The following is a 19,769-nucleotide window of genomic DNA, read 5'->3' as shown; positions in this document are numbered from 1 at the left end:
TAAACAATCATGCGACTTCTTTATACCCTTGCCTGGTGGCTGGCCTTGCCCCTGGTACTGGCGCGGCTGTGGCTGCGCGGACGCCAGGAACCCGGCTACCGCCAGCACTGGGGCGAGCGCCTGGGTTTTTACCCTCGCCAGCTGGCACCTGCACCAGCCACGCTCTGGCTGCACGCCGTCTCCGTCGGCGAGACGCGCGCGGCCGAGCCGCTGATCGATGCGCTGCTGGCCGCATGGCCCGATTCCCGCATCGTCCTCACGCACATGACGCCCACAGGGCGCGCGACCGGTAAAACCCTGTTCGCCAAACATGGCGCGCGCCTCGTGCAAAGCTACCTGCCGTACGACACGGGCGCCATGCCGGCCCGTTTCATCCGTCACTTTGCGCCGCGTATCTGCATCCTGATGGAGACGGAAGTGTGGCCAAATCTGATCCATCAATGCAATCGCTACAAAGTGCCGGTGGTGCTGGCCAACGCGCGCTTGTCGCAGCGTTCGCTGGGCAAGGCGCAGCGCCTGGGCAAGCTCATCACCGATGCGGCGCGCGGCATCACCCTGGTGGCGGCGCAGACGCAAGACGACGCCGAGCGCGTGCGCGTGCTGGGCGTGCGGGACGTGGTCGTCACGGGCAGCATCAAGTTCGACGTCGTCGTGCCCGCGGCGGCCCTGGCGACGGGGGCGGCGCTGCGCGCCGCCATCGGTGCGCGTCCCGTGCTGCTGTGCGCCAGCACGCGCGAGGGCGAAGAGCAGCTGCTCCTCGAAGCGCTGGCGCGTGCCAGCCTGCCGCCTGACGTGCTGCTGCTGATCGTGCCGCGCCATCCGCAGCGCTTCGACGAGGTGGAAAAGCTGGTGCTGACGCACGGCTTGAGCGTGCAGCGCAGGTCCGGCCTGGCGCAGGACGATTTTGTGGCGGCGGACACGCAGGTGCTGCTGGGCGACTCGATGGGCGAGATGTTTGCGTACTACGCGGCCTGCGATTGCGCCTTTGTCGGCGGCAGCTTGCTGCCACTGGGCGGGCAAAACCTGATCGAGCCGGCGGCCCTGGGTAAACCCGTGCTGATCGGCCCGCACACCTTCAATTTCGCGCTGGTGACCGAACAGGCGATCACCGCCGGCGGTGCCGCGCGGGTGGCGGACGCCGACGCGCTGATGGCGCAAGCGTCGGCCTTGCTGCAGGATCCGCTGCGTTTATCGTCGATGGGAGAAAAGGCGCTGGCTTTCGCGGCGCAGCACCGGGGCGCCACGCCGCGCACCATCGCGGCTATCAAGCCTTTGCTGTCGTGATGGGTGTAGGTCGGATTAGCTCGCAGAGCGTAATCCGACAGCCGCCAACAATATTGTTTACGCGAACAAAACGGGAAGCTCCTGCGAGCGTTTTCTCAGCGCCTGCTTGGCGCCATCGTAATCGGGATAGATCGATTCCACGGTGGCCCAGAAGCGAGGGCTGTGGTTCATTTCCAACAGGTGCGACAGCTCGTGCGCCACCACGTAGTCGATCAGCGGCAGGGCGAAGTGGATCAGGCGCCAGTTCAGGCGGATCTTGCGCTCGATGGTGCAGCTGCCCCAGCGTGTGCCGGCCGACGATAGTGACAGCGAGTCGTAACTTACGCCCAGCTTGTCCGCATACAGGTCCAGGCGCGCTTCGAACAGCTGGCGCGCTTCATGCTGGAACCAGCCCTTCACTTTTTCCTTCAATTGCTGCTCGCTGCCCGTGGGCGTGACCCATACGTGCAGTTCATTCGTCTCGCGCTGGAAGCTGGCGCGGTGGCGCGGTGCCTGGTGCAATCGCAAGGTGATTTCGCCACCGAGGTAGGGCAGCGCGGCGCCATCGACCCATGCCACGGGCGGACGCTGCTGGCGCTGCACCTTGCGCTCGCCCCGTTCCAGCAGCTTCGAGACGATCCAGCCCTGCTTGGCGCGGATGGCATTGTCAATTTCGGCCAGGGTGACGCGCTTGGGTGCGGTCACGCGCAAGCCGTTATCGTCGATCATGAAGCCGATGGAGCGGCGCGTGGAACGGCGCAGGGCGAATTCGACCAGGTGACTGCCCAGCTGCAGCTGGCGCAGCGGAGGGCCATCGGCAGGGCGTGGCGGGGAAGGCAGGGGCGACGGGACGGGGCGAACGATGGGTGGCGCGGGTGCCACTAGCGGTGGTGCCACGGGCGGCGCTGGCGGTGCCGTGGGGCGCACCGCCGGGGGCGTGCTGGTCGAGACGTCATGCGCGAACAGATCCAGTTGCTGGTCGCCGACCTTGATGGTCTTCATCTGCTGGCGCAGTGTCGGCTCCTGGATGACCGCGCTGATGCCGTCTAGCCAGCGTTGTAGGCGTGAGGCGAAATGACGCGCATTTCTGATTCTATCCAATTTTCCACCTGTTGCATCATGCTGTCCGGGGTGTGCCCTTCCGGCGAAATCGGTTTGCCTATCGAGACGGTGATCAGTCCCGGGCGTTTGAGGAATGACTGCTTGGGCCAGCATTCGCCTGAATTATGCGCAATCGGCACCACCACGGCGCCGGTGGCAATGGCCAGGCGCGTGCCACCGCTCTTGTACTTGCCCGCCTGGCCCACGGGGATGCGGGTGCCTTCGGGGAACATGATAATCCATTGGCCATCGGCCAGGCGGCGTTTGCCATGCGCGACCACGCTCTTGAAGGCATGCTTGCCCTGTTTGCGGTCGATGGGAATCATGCGCAGCAGAGCCATGGCCCAGCCAAAGAACGGGATGTACAGGATCTCCTTCTTGAACACATACACCAGCGGACGAGGCAGGCTGGGCAGCAGGAAGATGGTTTCCCAGGCCGACTGGTGCTTCGACAGCACGATGGCCGGCGCATCCGGGAAGTTCTCGGCGCCCTTGACTTCATAGCGGATGCCGCAAATGACCTTGGCGCACCACAGGATAAACACGTTCCAGCGCGAGGTGACCCAATAGCGCTTGTTGTAGCTCAATGGCGCGGCAAAAAAGCACACGCAGGCCCAGACGATGGTGGCCACGATCATGATGGTCATGAACAGCAGGGATCGCAGGAACAGGGAAATATTACGCAATGCGGTTCTCCGAAAATTAGATACTGAATGCCACGGTGGGCGCTGGCGCTGCTGGCGCCTTGAGCAGGTGGCTGACCACGGCAGCCAGGTCGGGGAAGACCTGGGTACCGGGCGGCAGGCCGCCCGTTTCGTTGGTTTTTTCACCCTTGCCCGTCAAGACCAGGTAGGGCACGCAGCCGCTGATGAAACCTGCCTGCAGGTCGCGCAGCGAATCGCCAACGGTGGGCACGCCTTTCAGGCTGGTGTTGTAGCGCTTCGCGATTTCATGGAACATGCCCGGTTTCGGCTTGCGGCAGTCGCAATTGTCCGCGCCCGCGTGCGGGCAAAAGAAGATGGCGTCGATGTCGGCGCCCACCTGCTGCGCCAGGGTGTGCATCTTCTGGTGGATCGCGTTCAGCACCGTCATGTCGAAGTACTCGCGCGCGATGCCCGACTGGTTCGAGGCGACGATGACGCGATAGCCAGCCTGGTTCAGGCGGGCGATCGCTTCGAGCGAACCGGGAATCGGCAGCCATTCGGCCGGCGACTTGATGAAGTCCGGCGAGTCATGATTAATGACGCCGTCGCGGTCGAGAATAATCAGTTTCAGCGCCGGCGTGCCCATTATGCCGCCAGCTTGGAAATGTCGGCCACGCGGTTCATCATGCCGTGCAGCGACGACAACAAGGCCAGGCGGTTGTTGCGCAGGGCGACATCCTCGGCCATCACCATCACGTCGTTGAAGAAACCGTCGACGTCGTCGCGCAGCTGCGCCAGTGTTTGCAGGGTGCTGGTGAAGTCGCCCTTGGCGAAGGCCGCGTCGACTTCCGGCTGTACGCGCGAGACGGCGGCGGCGAGTTTTTTCTCCGCTTCGTCCTGCAGCAGGGCCACGTTGACGCCACTGTCGGCAACCAGCTTGAGCGCTTCCTCGTTCTTTTTCAGGATGTTGGTGATGCGCTTGTTGGCGGCGGCCAGCGAGGCGCTTTCCGGCAGGGCGGCAAACGCCTGCACGGCTTCCAGGCGCTGCACGATGTCGTCCAGGCGGTCCGGGTTTTGCGCCACGACGGCTTCGATTTCATTCGGCGAGAAACCGCGTTCGCGCAGGATGCCGCGCAGGCGATCGAGCATGAAGGTGGTGACGTCCGCGACCGGGTCCTTGAAGCCGGGCACGGCTGCGAATTGCGCGGCGGCGTCCGCCAGCAAGCCCCGGATCGACAAAGGCAAACGTTTTTCCAGCAGCATGCGCAGCACGCCCAGCGCATGGCGGCGCAGCGCGAACGGGTCCTTGTCGCCCGTCGGCGCCAGGCCGATGGCCCAGATGCCGACCAGGGTTTCAAGTTTGTCTGCCAGGGCCACGGCGGTGCCGGTGGCGGTCGATGGCAGGCTGTCGCCGGCAAAGCGCGGCTGGTAGTGCTCGGAGGCGGCCAGCGCCACTTCTTCCGGCTCGCCGTCATGGCGCGCGTAATACGTGCCCATGATGCCTTGCAGTTCGGGGAATTCACCGACCATGTCGGTCAGCAGATCGGCCTTGGCCAGCAGGGCGCCGCGTTCGGCCAGGGCCACGTCGTAGGCCAATTTGGCGGCGATGGCGCCGGCTAATGCTTTTACTCTTTCTGTGCGGGCAGCTTGCGTGCCCAGCTTGTTGTGGTAAACGACGTTGGCCAGCAGCGGCAAGCGCGATGCCAGGGTCTTCTTCTTGTCTTGCTCGAAGAAGAACTTGGCGTCGGACAGGCGCGGGCGCACGACGCGCTCGTTGCCGCCGATGATGTGTTCTGGCGTGTCCGTCTCGATGTTGGAGACGATCAGGAAGCGCGAGCGCAGCTTGCCTTCGCTGTCGGTCAGGGCGAAGTATTTCTGGTTCGTCTGCATGGTGAGGATCAGGCATTCCTGCGGCACGGCCAGGAATTCTTCCTCGAAGTGGCATTCATACACGACCGGCCATTCGACCAGGGCGGTCACTTCATCGAGCAGCGCTTCGGGCATCAGCACCTGGTCGGCACCGGCCTTGTCCAGCAGCTGGGCGCGGATGCGCTCCTTGCGTTCCTCGTTGCTGGCGATGACGCTGGCGTTGAGGATCAGCGAGGCCGCATAGTTTTCCGCGTGCGCGATGGTGATAGGCTTGCCGTCGGTGAGGAAACGGTGGCCCAGGGTGGTGCGGCCGGCCGTCAATCCCAGCAGGGTCAAAGGCAGCACGTTGATGCCGTGCAGGGCGATCAGGCTGTGGGCCGGGCGCACGAATTGCACGGTGGTGCCGTCCGGGCGCTGATAGCTCATCAGTTTTGGAATCGGCAGCTTGGCGGCCGATTCCGTCAATGCCGCCTGCGCGCCAGCGGCGAGCTGGCTGCCCGGCGCCGTATAAGTGTAGAAGAAGCTTTCAGCCTTGCCGTCGACGGCGCGTTCCAGGTCCGCTACCGTCAGGTCGGGGAAGCCCAGCGCGGCCAGTTTCTTGGCCAGCGGCGGCGTGCCGTTGCCGTTCGCGTCCAGTGCCACGGAGACGGGCAAGACTTTTTCACGGATGGATTTATCGGGCGAGACTTCGCGTACGTTGGTGATGGAGACGGCCAGGCGGCGCGGCGAGGCGTAGCTGGTGGCGACGCTGTCGGCTTCCAGGAAGTCGCGCGCCTTCAGGCCGTTGACGATGCCGGCGGTGAAGGCGGCGCCCAGTTTGGCCAGCGCTTTCGGCGGCAGTTCTTCGGTCAGCAGTTCGATGAGCAGTGTTTGGTTCATGGTGTTCTTGTCCGGTACGGCGGTGTATGAGCTAGGCGATCAAGCGGCGGTTTGGTCTGCGGCGGGCAGCATCGGGAAACCGAGGCGCTCGCGCGAGTCGTAATACGCTTGCGCCACCAGGCGCGACAGGGTGCGCACGCGGCCGATATAGGCGGCGCGTTCCGTCACCGAGATGGCGCCACGCGCGTCGAGCATATTGAAGCTGTGCGAAGCCTTCATGATCTTCTCGTAGGCGGGCAGGGTCAGTTGCAGCTCGATCAGGCGCTTCGCTTCCGCTTCGTAGTTGCCGAACTGTTCGAACAGCAGGTCCGTGTTCGCGTGCTCGAAGTTGTAGGTCGATTGCTCCACCTCGTTCTGGTGGAAGACGTCGCCGTAAGTCAGTTTTTTCGTGACACCGTTTTCTTCCCACTCGGTCCACACCAGGTCATACACGTTTTCCACGCCCTGCAAATACATGGCCAGGCGTTCGATGCCGTAGGTGATCTCGCCCAGCACGGGCTTGCAATCGAGGCCGCCCACTTGCTGGAAGTAGGTAAATTGGGTCACTTCCATGCCGTTCAGCCAGACTTCCCAGCCCAGGCCCCAGGCGCCCAGGGTCGGGCTTTCCCAGTCGTCTTCGACGAAGCGCACGTCATTCTGCTGCAAGTCCAGGCCCAGGGCGGCCAGCGAACCCAGATACAGGTCGAGGATGTTTTCCGGCGCGGGCTTCAAGACCACCTGGTACTGGTAGTAGTGCTGCATGCGGTTCGGATTTTCGCCATAGCGGCCATCCTTCGGACGGCGCGACGGCTGCACATACGCGGCGCGCCAGGGTTCCGGGCCGATCGCGCGCAGGAAGGTGCCGGTGTGGAAAGTGCCGGCGCCGACTTCCATGTCGTAGGGCTGGAGCAGGGCGCAACCTTGCTTGTCCCAATAGGTTTGCAAGGTCAGGATAATTTGTTGAAATGTAAGCATCGTATGAGTTCGCCGCGCGGGAGGCTGCGCTTTGTTAAGGTTTGCTTGAAGCCCGCACGCTGCTAACAAGCGCGTCCGGGTCGGGGTTTTGCTAATTTTAGCGGTTTTTGCCGGCCCACTGTGACTCTTCGGACAATATCGGCCGACTATTCCTGCGCAGCGCGGCCACGGCGGGCGGCGCGCGACAGCAGGAAGGCCGTCAGCAGGGCCAGCGCGGCCAGGGCCAGCACCAGTTTATTGCCATACAGAATGTATGGCGTCATGCCGCCCATGCCTTGCACCTTGGCCGCCAGCGTGGCTTGCTGCTCCGGCGGCAGCAGGCTTTGCACCACGCCCTTGCCGTCGATGACGGCGGTGGCGCCCGTGTTCGTCGAGCGCAGCATGGGGCGGCCCGTTTCCAGGCTGCGCATCTGCGAAATTTGCAGATGTTGCGGGATGGCGATCGAGTCGCCAAACCAGGCCAGGTTCGAGATATTCAACAGCACCGAGGCCGACTGCTTGCCATGGCGGTGCGCGCTGGCCAGCTGTCCCGCGATTTCTTCGCCAAACAGGTCTTCGTAGCAGATATTCGGCAGCACCAGCTGGTCGCGCACGGCCAAAGGCGCTTGCACCTCGGCGCCGCGGCCCATGTCGCCCAGCGGGATGGCCATCATGGCGACAAACCAGTGCAGGCCGGGCGGCACGAATTCTCCGAACGGTACCAGATGGTGCTTGCGGTACTGGTAGTACGGACCCGGCGTGCCGTTGGGCGTGATGCCCACAGCGGCATTGTAGAAGCGCTGCTGTTCGTCGAGCACGGGCATGCCGAGCAAAATCGTGCTGCCCGTCTGCTGCGAATACGTCGCCAGGCTATCCAGATAGCCGGGCGGCAGCTGGTGCGGCAGCACGGTGACGGCCGTTTCCGGCGTGGCGATCAGGTCGGCCGGCGCGCTGGTGATGGCATTCTGGTACATCTGCAGGGCGCCCAGCACGAAGCCGGGGTCGAATTTCTGCTGCTGCGGCACATTGCCCTGCAACAGGCGCACCGTGATGGGGCGCCCGACAGGATGGGTCCAGTTCACGTACTGCAGGCCAACGCCGGCCGCATACAGCGCGACCAGGCCAGCCAGCGCGCTCCAGCGCGTGCGGTGCAGGGGGTGGACTAGCAAGAGCAGGGCGCCGGCCGACAGCGCCGCCAGCCAGCCCAGGCCATACGATCCGACGATGGGCGCAAAGCCGCCCAGCGGGCTGGTATTGTGGGCATAGCCGGTGGCCAGCCACGGGAAACCCGTAAACAGCCAGCCGCGCGTCCATTCGAACAGCGTCCAGGTAGCGGGCAGCACCAGCAGGGTCATGGCGGGCAGCGAGAGTACCCAGCGCTGGCGCAGCCAGGCCGCCGCGCCCATGGCCAGGGCCACGTAAATGGCCATCAAGAGGGCCAGCAAGGCCACGGCGATGGCGGCGATCGGTGCGGCCATGTCGCCATAGCGGTGCATGGAGATATACAGCCAGTGCGTGCCGGCCGCGCACCAGCCGAAGCCGTAGGCCCAGCCGATCAGCGCGCCGGCCTTGACGTTTGCCGCGCGCAGCACCTGGTAGAACAGCATGCCCAGGCTGAGGATTTGCAATGGCCAGTAGCCGAACGGGGCGAATGCCAGCACGGCGACGGCGCCGGCGATGGCGGCAGTCAGCATGCGCGCCCACGTGCTGCGGGGCGGTTTGGCGGGGGCGTTGGGATCCAAGCGTCTGAAACGCATTTACAGCACGCGCATGTCAGAGTTCCAGTTCCGGCACATTGGGCAGGCGCTCGACGAGCAGCACGTGCACCTGGCGCGCATCGGCGCGCAGCACCTCGAAGCGCAGATTGCCCAGGTCGAAGATGTCGCCCTTGTGCGCCATGCGGCCCAGGTACTTCGAGACCAGGCCGCCGATGGTGTCGACATCGTCGTCCACCAGGTGGCTGCCCACTTCTTCGTTGAACTGTTCGATCTCGGTCAGTGCCTTGACCCGCCAGCGGGGGCCGAACTGGCCTTCCTTGAGCGAGAGGATGTTGTCCTCGGCTTCGTCGAAGTCGTATTCGTCCTCGATATCGCCGACGATCTGTTCCAGCACGTCTTCGATGGTGATCAGGCCGGCGACGCCGCTGTATTCATCGACGACGATGGCCATGTGATTGTGGTTGGCGCGGAAATCGCGCAGCAGCACATTCAGGCGTTTCGATTCGGGGATGAAGATGGCGGGGCGCAGCATGTCGCGCACGTCGAAAGTTTCTTCTGCGTAATAACGCAGCAAGTCTTTCGCCAGCAGGATGCCGATGACCTTGTCGCGCTCGCCTTCGATCGCGGGGAAGCGCGAGTGGGCGGTGGACAGGACTTCCGGCATCCATTCCTCGATCGGCTTGCTGATGTCGATGACATCCATTTGCGAACGGGGAATCATGATGTCGCGCGCACAGAGATCCGATACCTGAAACACGCCTTCGATCATCGACAGGGCGTCGGCGTCGATCAGCTTGCGTTCATGCGCATCGTGTAGAACATCGAGCAATTCTGCACGGTTCTCTGGCTCGGGGGATATGAGTGCGGTCAGGCGTTCAAACAGTGACCGGTGGGGCTTGACGTCAGTTCTGACGCCACTAGGGTGCTCGGGCATAGGAGGCGTGAGCCGTTGTTGCGAAGGGATATAGGATACACCAAAAGTGGGGGAATACCGGATTTCCCCGCTTTTGATGCAAATTTAATACGTCGAAGTGCGCCGTTGCCCGACGTTTCAGGCGTCCTGACCCAGCACACGCGCGCGCAAGGCCGCCACGTCCGCCTGCCAGTCCGTAAAATGCTCGCTGTCCTGCCACAGCTGGCGCAGTTCCGACGACTCGGCCAAGATGCGCTCGAACGCCAGGCGTGCCTTTTCCAGCAGCGGCGGCGTGACTTTCTTCTTGCAGGCGGCCACCCATTCGTCCACTTCCGCCGTGGCCGGGTCGTTTTCTCCGGGCTTGCCTTGCAGGCGCGCGATCACTTCCAGCGCGGCCAGCGCTTCGGCGGCAAACGGCGCTTCGAGTTCCGCTTCCTGGCTGTCGATGACGTTGTCGAGCGTGGTCTCGACCAGTTCCAGGGTTTTATATTCGTGCAAGTCCTGCGCCCAATCCATGGCGTAGTCGTTGCCGAAGGCGTCGGTGGCCCAAGTGCCCATAGTGTGTCCTTGTTACGTGTGTGGTTGATGGCGCTATTGTGGCTGTCGGGTTACGCCCTGCGGGCTAACCCGACCTACCCCGACCTACCCCGACCTACCCGAGCTGCGCGGCTTATTTTTGGTCCGCGTAGGGATCGCTGATGCCGAGTTTCGCGAGGATCTCCGTTTCCAGGCCCTCCATCTCGGCCGCTTCCTCGTCATCCATGTGGTCGTAGCCCTGCGCATGCAGCACGCCATGCACGATCAGGTGGGCCGTGTGCTCTTCCACGCTTTTCTTTTGTTCCGCCGCTTCCTTTTCCAGCACGTCCGTGCACAGGATGATGTCGGCGCGCGTCGGCTCGTCGTCGCTTAACTCTTCGCCTTCGTTGTAGGCAAAGGTCAGCACATTGGTGGCGTAATCTTTTTCGCGGTAGTCGCGGTTCAAGGTGCGGCCTTCCTCCGCGTCGACGAAGCGGATGGTCAATTCGGCGGGCGCGAACAGGGCCGCCTTGACCCAGCGGCGCACTTTGGGCCGCGTGATCAGGGTTTCCAGGCGGGCGTCCGGGTATTGCACGGACAAGGACAGTTTATTTTTTTCGGACATTTTTGGCGGCAGCTGGTGTCAATAAAGGAAGTAACTGGGCGGCGCTGGCGCCGGCCGCTTGCGCCGTTTCATACGCATCGACGATGCGCGCGACGAGCGGGTGGCGCACCACGTCGCTGCTGTTAAATTGCGTAAAGCCGATGCCGCGCACGTCTTTCAGCACGTGCACGGCGTCGATCAGGCCGCTTGTCTGGCTCTTGTGCAGGTCGACTTGCGTCACGTCGCCCGTCACCACGGCCTTGCTGCCAAAGCCGATGCGCGTCAAAAACATCTTCATCTGTTCGACGGTGGTGTTCTGCGCTTCATCGAGGATGACGAAGGCGTGGTTCAGGGTGCGTCCGCGCATGTAGGCCAGCGGGGCGATCTCGATCACCTGTTTTTCAAACAGTTTTTGCGTGCGGTCAAAGCCCAGCAAATCGTACAGCGCGTCGTACAGGGGCCGCAGATACGGATCGACCTTTTGCGCCAGGTCGCCCGGCAGGAAGCCCAGGCGCTCGCCCGCTTCGACGGCGGGGCGCGTCAGGATGATGCGCTTGACGGCGTCGCGTTCGAGCGCGTCGACGGCGCAGGCGACGGCCAGATAGGTTTTACCGGTGCCGGCCGGACCCACGCCGAAGCTGATGTCGTGTTCGAGGATGTCGCGCAGGTAGGCGATCTGGTGCGGCGTGCGCCCGCGCAGGTCGCTGCGCCGCGTTTTCAGCACGGGGCTGGCGATGTCCGGCTCGACGAAGGTGCTGGCAGGCGCGTTGACGTGGTGTTCCGAAGCGGCGGACAGTCCCGCGCGCTGCTCCACCAGGGCCAGTTGCACTTCTTCCAGCGGCACGACCTTGTTGGCGATGGCGTAGAACTGGTCGAGGATTTCCACGGCCCGTTCGGCATTGCTGCCGCCGACGATGAATTTCTCGCCGCGGCGGAAGATCGTCACGTCGAGGGCAGCGGAAATCTGGCGCAGGTTTTCATCGAGCGGCCCGCACAGATGCGCCAGGCGCGTGTTGTCCAGCGGCTCGGGGATGAAGTAATGCGGCTGTATCGGGGCTTTGGTTTTCAACTGGCTCTTTTCAATGCGGAAGCGCCGGCGACGAGTTCGCCGCGCAGGGTGTAGGAGTGGCTTTCGGTGATGCGCACGTCGACCAGCTGGCCGATCAGTTGCAAGCCGTCCGGGCCGGCGTCGAAATTGACGACGCGGTTGTTTTCCGTGCGGCCTTGCAGTTCACTGTCATCGGTGTCCTTCTTCGAACGGCCTTCGACGAGGATGGTTTGCACGCTGCCCACCATGGCCAGGCTGTACTTGCGCGTGTTGGCGTCGATGGCCGCCTGCAGCTGCTGCAAACGGGCCAGCTTGACTTCATGCGGCGTATCGTCTGCCAGGCTGGCGGCCGGCGTGCCGGGGCGCTTGCTGAAGATGAAGCTGTAGCTGTTGTCAAACCCCACGTCGGCGATCAGCTTCATCATGGCGTCGAAGTCGGCCTGCGTCTCGCCGGGAAAGCCGACGATGAAGTCGGACGAAATGGCCATGTTCGGGCGCACGGCGCGGATGCGGCGGATGATGGACTTGTATTCTAGGCCCGTGTAGCCGCGTTTCATGGCGCCCAGGATCTTGTCGGAACCGTGCTGCGCCGGCAGGTACAGATGGTCGACCAGCTGCGGGATCTTCGCATAGGCGTCGATCAGGCGTTGCGTGAATTCCTTCGGGTGGCTGGTGACGAAGCGCATGCGCGCGATGCCGGGAATGTCGGCCACGTATTCGAGCAGCAGGGCGAAGTCGGCAATGTCTCCGCCTTCCATCGCGCCACGGTAGGCGTTCACGTTCTGCCCCAGCAGGGTGATTTCCTTGACGCCCTGGGCGGCCAGGCCCGCCACTTCCGTCAGCACGTCTTCGAAGCGGCGCGACACTTCCTCGCCGCGCGTGTAGGGCACGACGCAATAGCTGCAATATTTGCTGCAGCCTTCCATGATGGAAACAAATGCCGATGCGCCGTCCACCTTGGCCGGCGGCATGTGGTCAAACTTTTCGATTTCCGGGAAGCTGATGTCGACCTGCGAAGCGCCGCTGGAGCGGCGCAACTCAATCATTTGCGGCAAGCGGTGCAGGGTTTGCGGGCCGAAGACCATGTCGACATACGGCGCGCGCTTGACGATGGCGTCGCCTTCCTGCGAGGCCACGCAGCCGCCCACGCCGATCAGCAGGTGCGGCTTGGCCAGTTTCAGCTCGCGCAGACGGCCCAGGTCGGAAAACACTTTTTCCTGCGCCTTTTCGCGCACGGAGCAAGTGTTGAGCAGGATCACATCGGCATCTTCCGGCGTGTCGGTGCGCACCAGGCCGTCGGAAGCGCCCAGTACGTCGGCCATCTTGTCCGAGTCGTACTCGTTCATCTGGCAGCCGAAGGTTTTAATGAATACTTTTTTCTGCATGGAGTCGGATGCTTATCGGTAAATGTGGCGGCAAGTAAGTGGGACAAATAAGTGGGGCAAACGAGTGTGGCGGCAAGTAAGCCGGGCAGGGGGCTTGCGCCGTGCGCCGCTCGGGGCGGGAGGCGGTGGATCACCGGCCGGGCGCCTCTGGCTGCCCGCTGGCAGGCTCGCTGCAAGTTCAGGCCATAGTTTAGCGTAAATCGCCGGGACGGGCCATGTTGTGCTGAGCATGCCGACAAGATTGCAGCGTGAATACGGCGCCCGGCACGGCGATGCCGTAAAGCATTTATTGCCGTGCGACACCATTGATTTGTAACAAGTTGCTGCAAAGCCTTGTGTGCGGCCGCTGGCATCCTAATGTGTTGAAATGGCATCGTTGGCAAGCCAACTAGCAGCTTGATTGATATTTAACAATCAGGAAGTTTGCGCGAGGCGCAGATGCGGCCTGTTTGGACTAGTATATTGCTTTATATGCAATTCATTTCAGTGGGTTGCAGTGCATTTACTCACGCGGCAAGCTGCGCACGTTGGCTGTGCGAGTCCTGTGCAGGCAGTGCGACAAGGAGGGAAGGCGGAGGGGAGGCTGAGTCCGATGGAAAGACGTTTATTTAAACACTCTAAGCCAGCCTTAAGTTCGTATCGGCATTCTTTGAACATTCACTAGACGAGGAAAAATCATGGCACATCATGCATTAGCATCGCAAGAGAGTTACAACCCGAATCACCTGCTGGATATTCTGCTGAGCAAGATGCAGCTGAAAAACGACGCAGCCCTGTCGCGCTTGCTCGAAGTGGCGCCACCCGTCATCAGCAAGATCCGCCATCACCGCTTGCCGGTCGGCGCCTCGCTGCTGATCCGCATGCACGAGGTGACGGGCATGAGCATCCGTGACCTGCGCGATTTGATGGGCGACCGCCGCACCAAATACCGTCTGTCCGACGCCCAGGGCCGTCCAAAAGCGGAAGACCGCGGCGATGCGCAAGAATCGAATTACGCGCACTGATGTGGCGGTTGCACGCTGACTGTGCCGCTTGCGTCACTGCTGGCGGCAACAGGCTGGTGTGGACCGGGCAGCATGGATACACCGCAGTACCCATAACGGCTTTCGCTTCGCGGCGAGAGCCGTTGGCATGTGGCGCGGCGTTTAGCTCAGCAGCGCCGAGGTAATTTCGTCGTAGCGCAGCTCCGTTTCGCGGAACAGTTGCAGATACGTCTCTTCGCTCAGGCCCAGCGCATCCCAGGCCACCGGCGAGACGCGCGGCACCATGTCGTCGCCCGCCTGCGCCAGGTCGAGCGCACAGACGATGGCATTGGCGACGTGGATCAGCGCTGCCAGGAAACCTGCGCCCGGCGTTTCCGGCTGCAGGTAGTTGGCTAGCGCCAGGCGCATGGTGTCGGAAAAATTCCAGTGTTCGGCCAGTGCCACGCCCGCCTGCACGTGGTCCACGCCCAGCACGGCCTGCTCCGCTTCGAGCAGGCTGCAATCGTGCGCTGCCTGGTACACGATGACTTGCGCGTAGTGTGCGGGAAAGCTGCTGACCAGCACCAGGCGACCGATGTTATGCAGCAAGCCGGCCGTGAAGGCGTAATCCTGGTTGAAGCGGATCTGCCGCGCCAGCACCTTGGCGCAGCCGGCCGTCGCGACCGAATGGCGCCAGAAGGCCTTGTCGTCGAAGCCGGGGCAGCGCCCTTCCGGGAAGCAGCCCGTGATGGCGGCCGAGGTGATCAGGCTGCGCGTGGTCTGGAAACCCAGGTAGGTGATCGCCTGCTGGATGGTGGTGGCCTTGACCTGCAAGCCATATTGCGAGGAGTTGGCCAGGCGCAGGGTTTTCGCCGTCAGCGCCTGGTCGTAGGAGACTTTTTTCGCCAGCACGGAAATATCGACGTCTTCCTGGTCTATGCTGTTGAGTAACTCCATGACGACGGCAGGCAAGGAAGGCAGGTCATCGAGGTGGGCGACGATATCGTCGAGCGTCAGCTGGGTGCTCATGCTGGCTCTCCCGTATCCAGGCGATACGCCGTGACATAGTTGCGCAGCAAGGTCGTGGCGGTGTCCTCGGGATCGTCCGGATCATGCTTGCGGAACAGGTAGGCCAGCCGCGCGCTATCGGCCGCCTGCTGCGCGGCCACTTCCTCTGGCGAAGGGGGCGGCGCCTGGATCGGCAGCATGGCGATGCCGTGGCGTGGCATCAGGGACAGCATGTTTTCCGTCAGTACCGCGCCTTGCGGCAACAGCACTTGTCCATGCGCGTCGAGCAAGACATCCGACAAGACCATGCCAGGACGCACTTGTTCCAAGGGGAGATGTTGATGCATGACCGTCATGACGACTCCTTAGATGATTGCAAGATATTACCATTGCCATGGCGCAATGTCTCAACCTGTATCAATGCCCCTGTCGAAAACGGGGTCGCTGTAAATCTTGCCAATCAGCATGTCATACCGTACATTTGATACAGGCAGTTGCATTGCTGACGTATCTGCGCCCGCGCCGCGGGCCGGCGGCTGGCCTGGCCCGGGGAGTGTTGATCGATGGTGAGTATCCAAGTCCGGCTGACCTTGCTTTTTGTCGTGATCGTCACCCTGGTGCTGGGTATTTCTGGCAGCTATACCCAATATACACTGAGCCAGGAACTTGAATCGGGCAGCGCGCGCCTGCGCAGCGGCGTGCTCACGCGCTTGCAGACCAGCTTGCCTTCGGCCCTGTGGGATCTCGACAAATCCAAGGTCGACAGCATTGTCGCTGCCGAAATGCTGCCGCCGGAGCTGGTCGGCATCCGCGTCTACGACGCTTCCGTGGGGCTGTTTGCCGGTGAAGTGCGCGACGCGGCCGGCACCCTGGTGCCTTTGACCTCCGACGTGGCCATGGGCGGCACGCCCGTCGAGGCGCCGCTGGTGTTCCGCGACGCCGTGGCTCTGGCCTCGGGCGGCAAGCCGGTGATCGTCGGCAAAGTCATCGTCAATTTCAGCCGCGCGCAGATCGATGCGGCCCTGCGCGGCGAAGTGTGGCGCAAGGTGCTGGAAGTATTACTGCTTGACATCATCCTGGTGGGTGCCCTGGCGCTGAGCCTGCGCATCGTCTTCGGCCCCTTGAAACAGTTGCGCGACGGCTTGATCGACCTGGCCACGCGCGGCAGCGACGAGGTCGAAGAATTGCCGGAAAACCGGCGCGACGAACTGGGCGACGTAATCCGCGGCTTCAATGCCGTGCAGCGCAAGCTCAAGTCCATCATCGAGGGCAGCCGCGAGGCGGAAGATATGGCGCGTCGTTCGCAGCAGGAGACGGCGCAGGCGATGGACGAGTTGCGCCGCGCGCAGGAATCGTTGCTGCAGTCGGAGCGCCTGGCTTCGCTGGGCAGCCTGGTCGCCGGCGTGGCACACGAAATCAATACGCCGGTCGGCATCGCGCTGACCAGTGCCTCGGTGCTGAAGGAAGCCACCGATCACATCAGCGCAGCGGTGGCCGGCGGCAGCGTGAAGAAAACCGATATCGTGCGCTACCTGGAAACGGCCGGCGAGAGCGCACGGCTGATCATGAACAATGCCTATCGCGCCGCGCACCTGATCCACAGCTTCAAGCAGATCGCCGTCGACCAGGTTAGTGAGGCGCGCCGTTTGTTCGAATTGCGCGACTATATCGGGGAAGTGATCTCGAGCCTGCAGCCGACCCTGAAAAAGACGCGCATCCGCATCGATATCGATTGCCCGCCTGACATCATGCTCGACAGCTATCCGGGTGCGCTGGCGCAGGTGCTGACCAACCTGGTCTTGAACTGTGTCGAGCACGCCTTCGATGTGGACACGGCCGGCAACATCCATATCGGCGTGCGCCGCGACGGCGAATGGATCGCCATGCAGGTGCGCGATAACGGCCGTGGTATCGCGCCCGACATGCTCGACCGCGTGTTTGACCCGTTTGTCACCACGCGGCGGGGACAGGGCGGCACGGGCCTGGGCTTGAATATCGTGTTCAACTTGATTGCCAAGCAGTTTGGCGGCACCATCACGGTCAGCAGCACGCTGGGACAGGGCGCAACATTCCTGCTGCGCCTGCCCACGGTGACGCCGTTGCCGGACAGTACCAGCAGCCCGGCATAGGCAAGGAGAAGAGACATGGCACAGCCAGAAAACAGTCAGCAAGTGGCGCTTTTGCGCGGGATCAATGTGGGACGCGCCAAGCGCGTGGCCATGGCCGACCTGCGCAAGCTGCTGGGCGACCTGGGTTTTGCGCAGGTACGCACAGTACTCAACAGCGGCAACGTCGTGTATGACGGGGGCGCGGCGGCACCGGCCGAGGCCGCTGCCCGCATCGAGGAAGCGCTGGTGCTGAAACTGGGCGTTGCGGCGCGGGTGACGGTGCTGTCGGCCGGCCAGTTTGCCGAACTGATCGAACAAAACACCTTGGCGCCGGCGGCCGATGCGGCCCGTCTGCTGACCCTGGTGCTGAACAATCCGGCCGACGTGCAGCGCCTGGCGCCGCTGTTGCAGCGGCCGTGGCAGCCGGAAGCGCTGGCGCTGGGACGATGGGCCGCGTATGCCTGGTGTCCCGATGGCGTGCTGGCCAGCAAGGTGGTGGCGTCACTGGGTGTACTGCTGGGCGATGGCGTCACCTCGCGCAACTGGGCCACCATGCAAAAATTACATGCGCTGCTGAACGGGCCCGAGGCGGCAGCCACCTCCTCATTTTCCAAGGAGCACTGATGCCGGCCATCGAGACGCCATGAACTGGGATATCGTCAAGGGCGTGCTGATCCTGCTGCTCGCCGTCAGCGCCCTGGGCACGGCCTTCGTGCTCATGTCCGCCTCGGGGCCGGACAAGGCGGGCTGCATCGCGCGCGCCCTGAAGTCGGGTATTCCGGTGGGCAATATCGAAAGGGTGTGCCGCTTGCTGGACAAGTAAAAAAAATTCCGCGCAAGGCGGAATTTTTTTAATGCAAGGGCATTGGCCGCCGGAATGGGCTCAGCCATCGAATTTTTCCTGTTTTTCACCGTGCATGCTCAAGGCCAGCAAACCCAGTCCTACCAGCAGCATCGAGACCATGCTCGCTTCGGGCACGGGCGGCGGCACGTTCGGCTGTTGTACGGCAGGAGTGGTGGCGGCGGTGGTGGGGGGCGCCAGTGCGCTTTGGCGCGTACCGGCGTTGAGCCAGCGCGGGGTCGCATTGAGCGTCGTGTGCTGCGTCAGCAGGCGAGCATACGGCAAGTCCGGCGTTTCCCAGGCGGGATTGTCCGTCATGTTGCTGAAAGCGAGACTGTCGTCGCTCACGGCAGGCGCGCTGGCGGCCACATTGCCGGCATACGCCGACAGCACCAGCACGGCCACGCATAGCGGCTGAAAAATCTTCATCGTTGACTCCCTGGTTCACCGTGCGGCGTGGCCGAAACCGGCCTGCGCCTGGACGGATAATGCGCCTGTGCGGGGGCGTATCACAATTTTTATGATGAGGTCTTATTACAGCACAAGTCGTGGCAATTTTGCTACGCATATTTGCTTTAAATTACGAATATTTATCATTTTGATAGCGTGCTGGCTATCGCTGCCTCACACTTTGCATGAGCACGCTATCGCTGAAAAATACTGTTGTTTTTTTGTGCGAATCGCCAGCAGGAAAACAATATATTGATTAGTATATTGTTTATCGCATGATGATGAATATGACCGCCTGTGGGAGGGCAAGATGGAGACAGTTGCAACACAACACGCCGAATACAACCTCGACGCCATGCGTGGCTCGGCCTATAAGGCCAGCTCGCTGCTCAAGGCCATGGGCAATGCCGACCGTTTGATGCTGCTGTGCCAGCTATCGCAGGGCGAACATTGCGTCAGCGACCTCGAACAAAAAGTGGGCATCGGCCAGCCGACGCTGTCGCAGCAGCTGGGCGTGCTGCGCGAAGAGATGCTGGTGGCCACGCGGCGCGATGGCAAGCAGATTTATTATCGCGTCGCCAGCGCGCCCGTGCTGGCCGTGCTGCAAGTGCTGTACGCGCAGTTCTGCGCGCCGCGTCTGCCATTCAACGACGAAGCGGACTGAGGCCGACCATGACTATTGCTTGGCAGCACTTCACGCCGTGGGCTTCGCTGGCCGGCGGCATGCTGATCGGCCTGGCGGCTGCGCTATTGATCCTGTTCAATGGGCGTATCGCCGGCATCAGCGGCATTCTCGGCGGCTTGCTGCGCCCGCGCCAGGGTGACCTGGGCTGGCGCATCGCCTTTCTTGCCGGGCTGATCGGCACGCCCCTGCTGTGGCAGTTGTGGCAAACCTTGCCGCCCGTGCAGATCGAGGCGGGCACGTTGGCCCTGACCGTGGCGGGCTTGCTGGTGGGCGTGGGCGTGCGCTATGGCGCCGGCTGCACCAGCGGTCACGGCGTGTGCGGCCTGTCGCGCCTGTCACCGCGTTCGCTGGCGGCCACCATGGCCTTCATGGCGGCCGGTTTCCTCACCGTCTATTTGTTGCGCCACCTATGAGCAAGCTACTCCTTTCCCTGTTGAGCGGCCTCGTCTTTGGCCTGGGCCTGATCGTCTCCGGCATGAGCAACCCGGCCAAGGTGCTCGGTTTCCTCGACCTGGCCGGCGCCTGGGATCCGTCCCTGGCGCTGGTGATGGGCGGCGCCATCGCCGTGGCCATGCCTGCCTTCTGGCTGGCGCGCCGGCGCAGCACGGCGCTGCTGGGCGAGCCCATGCAATTGCCGGCGTCGCGCCGCATCGACCGGCGCTTGCTGCTGGGCAGCCTGGCCTTTGGCGCAGGCTGGGGCATTGCCGGTTTCTGTCCCGGTCCCGCCCTCGTCTCCCTGCTGGCGGGCCAGCCGAAGGCCTGGATCTTTACCGGTGCGATGCTGGCGGGCATGCTTCTGTTTGAAGTGCTGGAGCGCCGCAAGCTACCCGCGCCGGCCTGAG

At 63.0% G+C, this 19,769-nt stretch carries 22 protein-coding genes; 8 read left to right on the top strand and 14 right to left on the bottom strand.

The genetic code is table 11. The annotated features are described in order from the left end of the window. Positions 1–9: 9 nt before the first annotated feature. Positions 10–1,284, top strand: a complete 1,275-nt coding sequence (waaA, locus tag FJQ89_RS14475) for a lipid IV(A) 3-deoxy-D-manno-octulosonic acid transferase (protein ID WP_141170684.1) — start codon at positions 10–12, stop codon at positions 1,282–1,284. Positions 1,285–1,341: 57 nt separating this feature from the next. Here waaA and FJQ89_RS14470 read toward each other — a convergent pair whose 3' ends face one another. The 11 genes from FJQ89_RS14470 to miaB form a co-directional block, all read right to left on the bottom strand. Beyond that, positions 1,342–2,265 carry a M48 family metallopeptidase gene (locus tag FJQ89_RS14470; RefSeq protein WP_141172806.1) on the bottom strand — a complete coding sequence of 308 codons (924 nt, stop codon included), beginning with the start codon at positions 2,263–2,265 and terminating at the stop codon, positions 1,342–1,344. A 44-nt stretch (positions 2,266–2,309) separates the two neighbouring features. Next, positions 2,310–3,050 carry a lysophospholipid acyltransferase family protein gene (locus FJQ89_RS14465; protein WP_096237795.1) on the bottom strand — a complete coding sequence of 247 codons (741 nt, stop codon included), beginning with the start codon at positions 3,048–3,050 and terminating at the stop codon, positions 2,310–2,312. A 16-nt stretch (positions 3,051–3,066) separates the two neighbouring features. Further along, positions 3,067–3,654, bottom strand: coding sequence for a D-glycero-beta-D-manno-heptose 1,7-bisphosphate 7-phosphatase (gene gmhB / locus FJQ89_RS14460; RefSeq protein ID WP_141170683.1), 588 nt, complete (start codon positions 3,652–3,654; stop codon positions 3,067–3,069). Further along, positions 3,654–5,756, bottom strand: a complete 2,103-nt coding sequence (gene glyS / locus FJQ89_RS14455; RefSeq protein ID WP_141170682.1) for a glycine--tRNA ligase subunit beta — start codon at positions 5,754–5,756, stop codon at positions 3,654–3,656. Before glyS ends, gmhB begins: the two co-directional genes overlap by 1 nt. Positions 5,757–5,795: 39 nt before the next feature. Beyond that, positions 5,796–6,710, bottom strand: a complete 915-nt coding sequence (gene glyQ, locus FJQ89_RS14450; protein WP_141170681.1) for a glycine--tRNA ligase subunit alpha — start codon at positions 6,708–6,710, stop codon at positions 5,796–5,798. Positions 6,711–6,856: 146 nt separating this feature from the next. Continuing rightward, complete coding sequence (gene lnt / locus FJQ89_RS14445) at positions 6,857–8,383, bottom strand: apolipoprotein N-acyltransferase (RefSeq protein WP_141172805.1); 1,527 nt, start codon at positions 8,381–8,383, stop codon at positions 6,857–6,859. A 79-nt stretch (positions 8,384–8,462) separates the two neighbouring features. After that, complete coding sequence (locus tag FJQ89_RS14440; RefSeq protein ID WP_071075558.1) at positions 8,463–9,341, bottom strand: HlyC/CorC family transporter; 879 nt, start codon at positions 9,339–9,341, stop codon at positions 8,463–8,465. A 117-nt stretch (positions 9,342–9,458) separates the two neighbouring features. Continuing rightward, positions 9,459–9,878 carry a DUF4259 domain-containing protein gene (locus FJQ89_RS14435; protein ID WP_141170680.1) on the bottom strand — a complete coding sequence of 140 codons (420 nt, stop codon included), beginning with the start codon at positions 9,876–9,878 and terminating at the stop codon, positions 9,459–9,461. Between the two features lie 112 nt (positions 9,879–9,990). After that, entirely contained in the window at positions 9,991–10,461 is a 471-nt protein-coding gene (gene ybeY / locus FJQ89_RS14430) for an rRNA maturation RNase YbeY (RefSeq protein WP_141170679.1), read from the bottom strand. Beyond that, positions 10,445–11,509, bottom strand: a complete 1,065-nt coding sequence (locus FJQ89_RS14425; protein ID WP_096237787.1) for a PhoH family protein — start codon at positions 11,507–11,509, stop codon at positions 10,445–10,447. Before FJQ89_RS14425 ends, ybeY begins: the two co-directional genes overlap by 17 nt. Next, positions 11,506–12,873 (bottom strand): tRNA (N6-isopentenyl adenosine(37)-C2)-methylthiotransferase MiaB, encoded by a 1,368-nt coding sequence (gene miaB / locus FJQ89_RS14420; RefSeq protein ID WP_116745517.1) that lies wholly within the window; start codon positions 12,871–12,873, stop codon positions 11,506–11,508. Before miaB ends, FJQ89_RS14425 begins: the two co-directional genes overlap by 4 nt. Before the next feature lie 677 nt (positions 12,874–13,550). Here miaB and FJQ89_RS14415 point away from each other — a divergent pair. Continuing rightward, on the top strand, positions 13,551–13,877 hold the full coding sequence (locus tag FJQ89_RS14415) for a hypothetical protein (RefSeq protein WP_034746769.1): 327 nt from the start codon (positions 13,551–13,553) through the stop codon (positions 13,875–13,877). A gap of 141 nt (positions 13,878–14,018) precedes the next feature. Here the strand turns inward: FJQ89_RS14415 and FJQ89_RS14410 are convergent, their stop codons facing one another. Both FJQ89_RS14410 and FJQ89_RS14405 read right to left on the bottom strand, forming a co-directional pair. Further along, complete coding sequence (locus tag FJQ89_RS14410; protein ID WP_071075563.1) at positions 14,019–14,864, bottom strand: HDOD domain-containing protein; 846 nt, start codon at positions 14,862–14,864, stop codon at positions 14,019–14,021. Then, positions 14,861–15,190: a hypothetical protein gene (locus tag FJQ89_RS14405; RefSeq protein ID WP_341474462.1), complete on the bottom strand. Its 330-nt coding sequence runs from the start codon at positions 15,188–15,190 to the stop codon at positions 14,861–14,863. Before FJQ89_RS14405 ends, FJQ89_RS14410 begins: the two co-directional genes overlap by 4 nt. Positions 15,191–15,406: 216 nt before the next feature. Here FJQ89_RS14405 and FJQ89_RS14400 point away from each other — a divergent pair, with 216 nt between their 5' ends. Genes FJQ89_RS14400 through FJQ89_RS14390 form a run of 3 tightly spaced genes read left to right on the top strand, consistent with a single transcriptional unit; the run spans position 15,407 to position 17,774 of the window. After that, positions 15,407–16,972 (top strand): sensor histidine kinase, encoded by a 1,566-nt coding sequence (locus FJQ89_RS14400; RefSeq protein ID WP_141170678.1) that lies wholly within the window; start codon positions 15,407–15,409, stop codon positions 16,970–16,972. A 15-nt stretch (positions 16,973–16,987) separates the two neighbouring features. Beyond that, positions 16,988–17,575: a DUF1697 domain-containing protein gene (locus FJQ89_RS14395; RefSeq protein ID WP_141170677.1), complete on the top strand. Its 588-nt coding sequence runs from the start codon at positions 16,988–16,990 to the stop codon at positions 17,573–17,575. Between the two features lie 19 nt (positions 17,576–17,594). After that, the gene (locus FJQ89_RS14390; RefSeq protein WP_099762197.1) at positions 17,595–17,774 is read left to right on the top strand and encodes a hypothetical protein; all 180 of its coding nucleotides are present in this window, start codon (positions 17,595–17,597) and stop codon (positions 17,772–17,774) included. Between the two features lie 60 nt (positions 17,775–17,834). On the opposite strand, the gene FJQ89_RS14385 is transcribed toward FJQ89_RS14390, so the two are convergent. After that, on the bottom strand, positions 17,835–18,221 hold the full coding sequence (locus tag FJQ89_RS14385; protein ID WP_141170676.1) for a hypothetical protein: 387 nt from the start codon (positions 18,219–18,221) through the stop codon (positions 17,835–17,837). A gap of 331 nt (positions 18,222–18,552) precedes the next feature. Here FJQ89_RS14385 and FJQ89_RS14380 point away from each other — a divergent pair, with 331 nt between their 5' ends. From FJQ89_RS14380 to FJQ89_RS14370, 3 genes are read left to right on the top strand one after another with little or no spacing between them, the layout of a single operon-like run. Continuing rightward, positions 18,553–18,906 (top strand): ArsR/SmtB family transcription factor, encoded by a 354-nt coding sequence (locus FJQ89_RS14380; RefSeq protein ID WP_071075569.1) that lies wholly within the window; start codon positions 18,553–18,555, stop codon positions 18,904–18,906. Between the two features lie 8 nt (positions 18,907–18,914). Then, positions 18,915–19,340, top strand: coding sequence for a YeeE/YedE family protein (locus FJQ89_RS14375; protein WP_141170675.1), 426 nt, complete (start codon positions 18,915–18,917; stop codon positions 19,338–19,340). After that, entirely contained in the window at positions 19,337–19,768 is a 432-nt protein-coding gene (locus FJQ89_RS14370; protein ID WP_141170674.1) for a DUF6691 family protein, read from the top strand. The genes FJQ89_RS14375 and FJQ89_RS14370 overlap by 4 nt, the downstream gene beginning before the upstream one ends. Position 19,769 lies beyond the last annotated feature (1 nt).

The organism is Janthinobacterium tructae, from assembly GCF_006517255.1.
GTDB classification, from domain to species: Bacteria; Pseudomonadota; Gammaproteobacteria; order Burkholderiales; family Burkholderiaceae_D; genus Janthinobacterium; species Janthinobacterium tructae.
The sequence above is the reverse complement of the archived record's forward strand: the minus strand, read 5'-3'. Positions and strand labels throughout refer to the sequence as shown.

Bases quoted from the DNA above. Each gene is read 5' to 3' on its own strand.
- waaA (WP_141170684.1), top strand. From the start codon at position 10: ATGCGACTTCTTTATACCCTTGCCTGGTGGCTGGCCTTGCCCCTGGTA.
- FJQ89_RS14470 (WP_141172806.1), bottom strand. From the start codon at position 2,265: ATGAAGACCATCAAGGTCGGCGACCAGCAACTGGATCTGTTCGCGCAT.
- gmhB (WP_141170683.1), bottom strand. From the start codon at position 3,654: ATGGGCACGCCGGCGCTGAAACTGATTATTCTCGACCGCGACGGCGTC.
- glyS (WP_141170682.1), bottom strand. From the start codon at position 5,756: ATGAACCAAACACTGCTCATCGAACTGCTGACCGAAGAACTGCCGCCG.
- glyQ (WP_141170681.1), bottom strand. From the start codon at position 6,710: ATGCTTACATTTCAACAAATTATCCTGACCTTGCAAACCTATTGGGAC.
- lnt (WP_141172805.1), bottom strand. From the start codon at position 8,383: ATGCTGACTGCCGCCATCGCCGGCGCCGTCGCCGTGCTGGCATTCGCC.
- FJQ89_RS14440 (WP_071075558.1), bottom strand. From the start codon at position 9,341: ATGCCCGAGCACCCTAGTGGCGTCAGAACTGACGTCAAGCCCCACCGG.
- FJQ89_RS14435 (WP_141170680.1), bottom strand. From the start codon at position 9,878: ATGGGCACTTGGGCCACCGACGCCTTCGGCAACGACTACGCCATGGAT.
- ybeY (WP_141170679.1), bottom strand. From the start codon at position 10,461: ATGTCCGAAAAAAATAAACTGTCCTTGTCCGTGCAATACCCGGACGCC.
- miaB (WP_116745517.1), bottom strand. From the start codon at position 12,873: ATGCAGAAAAAAGTATTCATTAAAACCTTCGGCTGCCAGATGAACGAG.
- FJQ89_RS14415 (WP_034746769.1), top strand. From the start codon at position 13,551: ATGGCACATCATGCATTAGCATCGCAAGAGAGTTACAACCCGAATCAC.
- FJQ89_RS14410 (WP_071075563.1), bottom strand. From the start codon at position 14,864: ATGAGCACCCAGCTGACGCTCGACGATATCGTCGCCCACCTCGATGAC.
- FJQ89_RS14405 (WP_341474462.1), bottom strand. From the start codon at position 15,190: ATGCATCAACATCTCCCCTTGGAACAAGTGCGTCCTGGCATGGTCTTG.
- FJQ89_RS14400 (WP_141170678.1), top strand. From the start codon at position 15,407: ATGGTGAGTATCCAAGTCCGGCTGACCTTGCTTTTTGTCGTGATCGTC.
- FJQ89_RS14395 (WP_141170677.1), top strand. From the start codon at position 16,988: ATGGCACAGCCAGAAAACAGTCAGCAAGTGGCGCTTTTGCGCGGGATC.
- FJQ89_RS14390 (WP_099762197.1), top strand. From the start codon at position 17,595: ATGAACTGGGATATCGTCAAGGGCGTGCTGATCCTGCTGCTCGCCGTC.
- FJQ89_RS14385 (WP_141170676.1), bottom strand. From the start codon at position 18,221: ATGAAGATTTTTCAGCCGCTATGCGTGGCCGTGCTGGTGCTGTCGGCG.
- FJQ89_RS14380 (WP_071075569.1), top strand. From the start codon at position 18,553: ATGGAGACAGTTGCAACACAACACGCCGAATACAACCTCGACGCCATG.
- FJQ89_RS14375 (WP_141170675.1), top strand. From the start codon at position 18,915: ATGACTATTGCTTGGCAGCACTTCACGCCGTGGGCTTCGCTGGCCGGC.
- FJQ89_RS14370 (WP_141170674.1), top strand. From the start codon at position 19,337: ATGAGCAAGCTACTCCTTTCCCTGTTGAGCGGCCTCGTCTTTGGCCTG.